Genomic DNA, 5,870 nt, shown 5'->3' with positions numbered 1-5,870 from the left:
AAAACGGTGCTATAGTCGAGGGCTTCGCTACTGAGACGGCTGCTGCAGATTGCAGGAGATGTTGAAGTTCAGGAGGTTGGTTGGTGATGAAGGCTTCTGGTCGTTGTTGCTGCGGATCTTCTGGGTGGGTGGTGAAGAAAGTTTGGTTTTGAGTTGCAAGCGGGATAAAAACCGGTATATAATTCAAGGCTTCGCTGAACGGAGGATGCGTCGAAAGATGCTGAATTCGGAAGGTGATGAAAACGAAAAAAAGTTTTCAAAAGTTTGACAGTTCTTCAAAAACTGTGCTAGAATTCAAGGCTCAGCTGATCGCAGCTAAGTCGGGAAAACAAAGAAAGACTTCGGTCTTTGTGAGTGATCCGGTTCATTAAAAATATACAGCCGATAAGCGTGGGCGTTTGATGGCGAGTGCCAAGTTCTTTGGAACTAGTGCTTAGCACTACAAACGCTCATGAGATAGAAGTGAAGTTCACTTCAATTCTTTTTTATGAGTTGCTCGAAAGAGCGAAAAAATCAAGATCGAACTGTAGAGTTTGATCCTGGCTCAGATTGAACGCTGGCGGCATGCCTTACACATGCAAGTCGAACGGTAACAGGTCTTCGGATGCTGACGAGTGGCGAACGGGTGAGTAATACATCGGAACGTGCCCGATCGTGGGGGATAACGGAGCGAAAGCTTTGCTAATACCGCATACGATCTACGGATGAAAGCAGGGGACCGCAAGGCCTTGCGCGGACGGAGCGGCCGATGGCAGATTAGGTAGTTGGTGGGATAAAAGCTTACCAAGCCGACGATCTGTAGCTGGTCTGAGAGGACGACCAGCCACACTGGGACTGAGACACGGCCCAGACTCCTACGGGAGGCAGCAGTGGGGAATTTTGGACAATGGGCGAAAGCCTGATCCAGCCATGCCGCGTGCAGGATGAAGGCCTTCGGGTTGTAAACTGCTTTTGTACGGAACGAAAAGACTCTTTCTAATAAAGAGGGTCCATGACGGTACCGTAAGAATAAGCACCGGCTAACTACGTGCCAGCAGCCGCGGTAATACGTAGGGTGCGAGCGTTAATCGGAATTACTGGGCGTAAAGCGTGCGCAGGCGGTTATGCAAGACAGATGTGAAATCCCCGGGCTCAACCTGGGAACTGCATTTGTGACTGCATAGCTAGAGTACGGTAGAGGGGGATGGAATTCCGCGTGTAGCAGTGAAATGCGTAGATATGCGGAGGAACACCGATGGCGAAGGCAATCCCCTGGACCTGTACTGACGCTCATGCACGAAAGCGTGGGGAGCAAACAGGATTAGATACCCTGGTAGTCCACGCCCTAAACGATGTCAACTGGTTGTTGGGTCTTCACTGACTCAGTAACGAAGCTAACGCGTGAAGTTGACCGCCTGGGGAGTACGGCCGCAAGGTTGAAACTCAAAGGAATTGACGGGGACCCGCACAAGCGGTGGATGATGTGGTTTAATTCGATGCAACGCGAAAAACCTTACCCACCTTTGACATGTACGGAATTTGCCAGAGATGGCTTAGTGCTCGAAAGAGAACCGTAACACAGGTGCTGCATGGCTGTCGTCAGCTCGTGTCGTGAGATGTTGGGTTAAGTCCCGCAACGAGCGCAACCCTTGCCATTAGTTGCTACGAAAGGGCACTCTAATGGGACTGCCGGTGACAAACCGGAGGAAGGTGGGGATGACGTCAAGTCCTCATGGCCCTTATAGGTGGGGCTACACACGTCATACAATGGCTGGTACAGAGGGTTGCCAACCCGCGAGGGGGAGCCAATCCCATAAAGCCAGTCGTAGTCCGGATCGCAGTCTGCAACTCGACTGCGTGAAGTCGGAATCGCTAGTAATCGCGGATCAGAATGTCGCGGTGAATACGTTCCCGGGTCTTGTACACACCGCCCGTCACACCATGGGAGCGGGTTCTGCCAGAAGTAGTTAGCCTAACCGCAAGGAGGGCGATTACCACGGCAGGGTTCGTGACTGGGGTGAAGTCGTAACAAGGTAGCCGTATCGGAAGGTGCGGCTGGATCACCTCCTTTCTGGAAAACCGCATTCAATATTGAACGCCCACACTTATCGGTTGTTGGAAAAGGGTCTGTAGCTCAGCTGGTTAGAGCACTGTGTTGATAACGCAGGGGTCGTTGGTTCGAGCCCAACTAGACCCACCAAATTCCGATGGCGATGGCTGCGGGTTGGCGAATGAGCTGGCTGCAGGCAGGGTATCGAGATGGGGGATTAGCTCAGCTGGGAGAGCACCTGCTTTGCAAGCAGGGGGTCGTCGGTTCGATCCCGTCATCCTCCACCACTCCGACAACAATAGTAGAAAACTTCGGTTATTCAACACCAAAGTGGCTTTGCAAGAGGCTGCTTTGTTGTTGATCAACATCGTTTGATCAATCGGCTGTTCTTTAAAAATTCATAGAGTCGAATCAGCGTTGTCAGAGGAAACTGCACATTCGTAAAGGTTTAGTGCAGACCGTGCCTCTGACGACAATTTTTTGATTGCGTCAAAACGAATATTCAATAAGCGAAAGCTGATTTGAAATTAGTAATGACGAATGTTTCTTGATAGTGATATTGAGGAATTATTCACATTACGGCATAACGCGTCAGGTGAAAGACCTGGCAAGTCCTTGAAAGATTAGATGGCGATGTTTCGAAAGAGACGTCAAAGTTATAGGGTCAAGTGACTAAGAGCATGTGGTGGATGCCTTGGCGATTACAGGCGACGAAAGACGTGATAGCCTGCGATAAGCTTCGGGGAGCTGGCAAATAAGCTTTGATCCGGAGATTTCTGAATGGGGAAACCCACCTCGCAAGAGGTATCGCATGATGAATACATAGTCATGCGAGGCGAACCGGGTGAACTGAAACATCTCAGTAGCTCGAGGAAAAGACATCAACCGAGATTCCGAAAGTAGTGGCGAGCGAAATCGGAAGAGCCTTCTATTGATAGCACGACTGTTAGCAAAACGGAATGGAAAGTCCGGCCATAGCAGGTGATAGCCCTGTATGCGAAAACAGACGTGTGGTACTAAGGTAGAGACAAGTAGGGCGGGACACGAGAAATCCTGTCTGAATATGGGGGGACCATCCTCCAAGGCTAAATACTCGTAATCGACCGATAGTGAACCAGTACCGTGAGGGAAAGGCGAAAAGAACCCCGGGAGGGGAGTGAAATAGATCCTGAAACCGCATGCTTACAAAAAGTAGGAGCCCGCAAGGGTGACTGCGTACCTTTTGTATAATGGGTCAGCGACTTACATTCAGTGGCAAGGTTAACCGAATAGGGAAGCCGTAGAGAAATCGAGTCCGAATAGGGCGAATCAGTCGCTGGGTGTAGACCCGAAACCAAGTGATCTATCCATGGCCAGGATGAAGGTGCCGTAACAGGTACTGGAGGTCCGAACCGACTAGTGTTGCAAAACTAGCGGATGAGCTGTGGATAGGGGTGAAAGGCTAAACAAACTTGGAAATAGCTGGTTCTCTCCGAAAACTATTTAGGTAGTGCCTCAAGTATTACCTGCGGGGGTAGAGCACTGTTTAGGCTAGGGGGTCATGGCGACTTACCAAACCTATGCAAACTCCGAATACTGCAGAGTACAGCTTGGGAGACAGAGCACCGGGTGCTAACGTCCGGACTCAAGAGGGAAACAACCCAGACCGCCAGCTAAGGTCCCTAAAATTGGCTAAGTGGGAAACGAAGTGGGAAGGCTAAAACAGTCAGGATGTTGGCTTAGAAGCAGCCATCATTTAAAGAAAGCGTAATAGCTCACTGATCGAGTCGTCCTGCGCGGAAGATGTAACGGGGCTAAGCCAGTTACCGAAGCTGCGGATGTGCAATTTATTGCACGTGGTAGGAGAGCGTTCTGTAGGCCTGTGAAGGTGTCTGGTGACGGATGCTGGAGGTATCAGAAGTGCGAATGCTGACATGAGTAGCGTTAAAGGGGGTGAAAAGCCCCCTCGCCGTAAGCGCAAGGTTTTCTACGCAACGTTCATCGGCGTAGAGTGAGTCGGCCCCTAAGGCGAGGCAGAGATGCGTAGCTGATGGGAAACAGGTCAATATTCCTGTACCGATCAATAGTGCGATGTGGGGACGGAGAAGGTTAGCTCAGCCAACTGTTGGACATGTTGGTTCAAGCCTGTAGTCGTGCCTGGTAGGCAAATCCGCCGGGCTTAGATGAGGGGTGATAACGAGTCTGCTTGCAGACGAAGTGAGTGATACCCTGCTTCCAGGAAAAGCCACTAAGCTTCAGCTATTGACGACCGTACCGCAAACCGACACTGGTGCGCGAGATGAGTATTCTAAGGCGCTTGAGAGAACTCAGGAGAAGGAACTCGGCAAATTGATACCGTAACTTCGGGAGAAGGTATGCCCCAAGTAGGTGAACTCGTACAGAGGGAGCCCAACGGGGTTGCAAAAAATCGGTGGCTGCGACTGTTTAATAAAAACACAGCACTCTGCAAACACGAAAGTGGACGTATAGGGTGTGACGCCTGCCCGGTGCTGGAAGATTAAATGATGGGGTGCAAGCTCTTGATTGAAGTCCCAGTAAACGGCGGCCGTAACTATAACGGTCCTAAGGTAGCGAAATTCCTTGTCGGGTAAGTTCCGACCTGCACGAATGGCGTAACGATGGCCACACTGTCTCCTCCTGAGACTCAGCGAAGTTGAAATGTTTGTGATGATGCAATCTCCCCGCGGAAAGACGGAAAGACCCCATGAACCTTTACTGTAGCTTTGTATTGGACTTTGAACAGATCTGTGTAGGATAGGTGGGAGGCTTTGAAGTGAGGTCGCTAGATCTCATGGAGCCAACGTTGAAATACCACCCTGGTGTGTTTGAGGTTCTAACCTAGGTCCATTATCTGGATCGGGGACAGTGCATGGTAGGCAGTTTGACTGGGGCGGTCTCCTCCCAAAGCGTAACGGAGGAGTTCGAAGGTACGCTAGTTACGGTCGGACATCGTGACGATAGTGCAATGGCATAAGCGTGCTTAACTGCGAGACTGACAAGTCGAGCAGATGCGAAAGCAGGACATAGTGATCCGGTGGTTCTGTATGGAAGGGCCATCGCTCAACGGATAAAAGGTACTCTGGGGATAACAGGCTGATACCGCCCAAGAGTTCATATCGACGGCGGTGTTTGGCACCTCGATGTCGGCTCATCTCATCCTGGGGCTGTAGCCGGTCCCAAGGGTATGGCTGTTCGCCATTTAAAGAGGTACGTGAGCTGGGTTTAAAACGTCGTGAGACAGTTTGGTCCCTATCTTCCGTGGGCGCTGCAGATTTGAGGAAGCCTGCTCCTAGTACGAGAGGACCGGAGTGGACACACCTCTGGTGTATCGGTTGTCACGCCAGTGGCATTGCCGAGTAGCTAAGTGTGGAAGAGATAACCGCTGAAAGCATCTAAGCGGGAAACTCGTTTCAAGATGAGATCTGCCGGGGCCTTGAGCCCCCTAAAGAGTCGTTCAAGACCAGGACGTTGATAGGTCAGGTGTGGAAGCGCAGTAATGCGTTAAGCTAACTGATACTAATTGCTCGTGCGGCTTGACCCTATAACTTTGATTGCCAATACACAGCATCGATGTCTATATCGATATCGATGACCGTGCCAAAGCTCAAAGATTGTTATGCCAAGTTAGACGCAGTCAAAACACCAAAAGCTGATTTAACTCTATGAATTCGTTGTACTGAACTCCAAAACGGCGTTCAGTATGGCAACCCTTTATGCCTGATGACCATAGCAAGTTGGTACCACTCCTTCCCATCCCGAACAGGACAGTGAAACGACTTTGCGCCGATGATAGTGCGGGTTCCCGTGTGAAAGTAGGTCATCGTCAGGCTCTTACAGCCCA

Annotated in this window: 1 protein-coding gene, 2 tRNA genes and 3 rRNA genes; 5 read left to right on the top strand and 1 reads right to left on the bottom strand. The window is 50.6% G+C overall.

Annotation, left to right across the window (positions count from 1 at the left end; all coding sequences use genetic code 11):
• A partial coding sequence (locus tag ACIGHN_RS27915) for a hypothetical protein (RefSeq protein ID WP_396507570.1) occupies window positions 1-187 on the bottom strand: 187 nt, incomplete at its 3' end.
• A 334-nt stretch (window positions 188-521) separates the two neighbouring features.
• On the opposite strand from ACIGHN_RS27915, the gene ACIGHN_RS27910 reads away from it, so the two are divergent.
• The 5 genes from ACIGHN_RS27910 to rrf all read left to right on the top strand — a co-directional run bounded on the left by ACIGHN_RS27910 (window position 522) and on the right by rrf (window position 5,858).
• Window positions 522-2,050: ribosomal RNA gene (locus tag ACIGHN_RS27910) — 16S ribosomal RNA — on the top strand.
• Window positions 2,051-2,102: 52 nt separating this feature from the next.
• Window positions 2,103-2,179, top strand: a tRNA-Ile gene (locus ACIGHN_RS27905).
• A 61-nt stretch (window positions 2,180-2,240) separates the two neighbouring features.
• Window positions 2,241-2,316, top strand: a tRNA-Ala gene (locus ACIGHN_RS27900).
• A gap of 375 nt (window positions 2,317-2,691) precedes the next feature.
• Window positions 2,692-5,570 (top strand): 23S ribosomal RNA (locus ACIGHN_RS27895).
• Between the two features lie 175 nt (window positions 5,571-5,745).
• Window positions 5,746-5,858: ribosomal RNA gene (rrf, locus tag ACIGHN_RS27890) — 5S ribosomal RNA — on the top strand.
• The 16S, 23S and 5S rRNA genes sit together here with 2 tRNA genes alongside, the layout of an rRNA operon.
• Window positions 5,859-5,870 lie beyond the last annotated feature (12 nt).

Source organism: Acidovorax sp. NPDC077693 (genome assembly GCF_044542805.1).
GTDB lineage: Bacteria > Pseudomonadota > Gammaproteobacteria > Burkholderiales > Burkholderiaceae_C > Acidovorax.
Note: the sequence above shows the minus strand (reverse complement) of the source record. Positions and strands in the feature narration are given on the sequence as shown.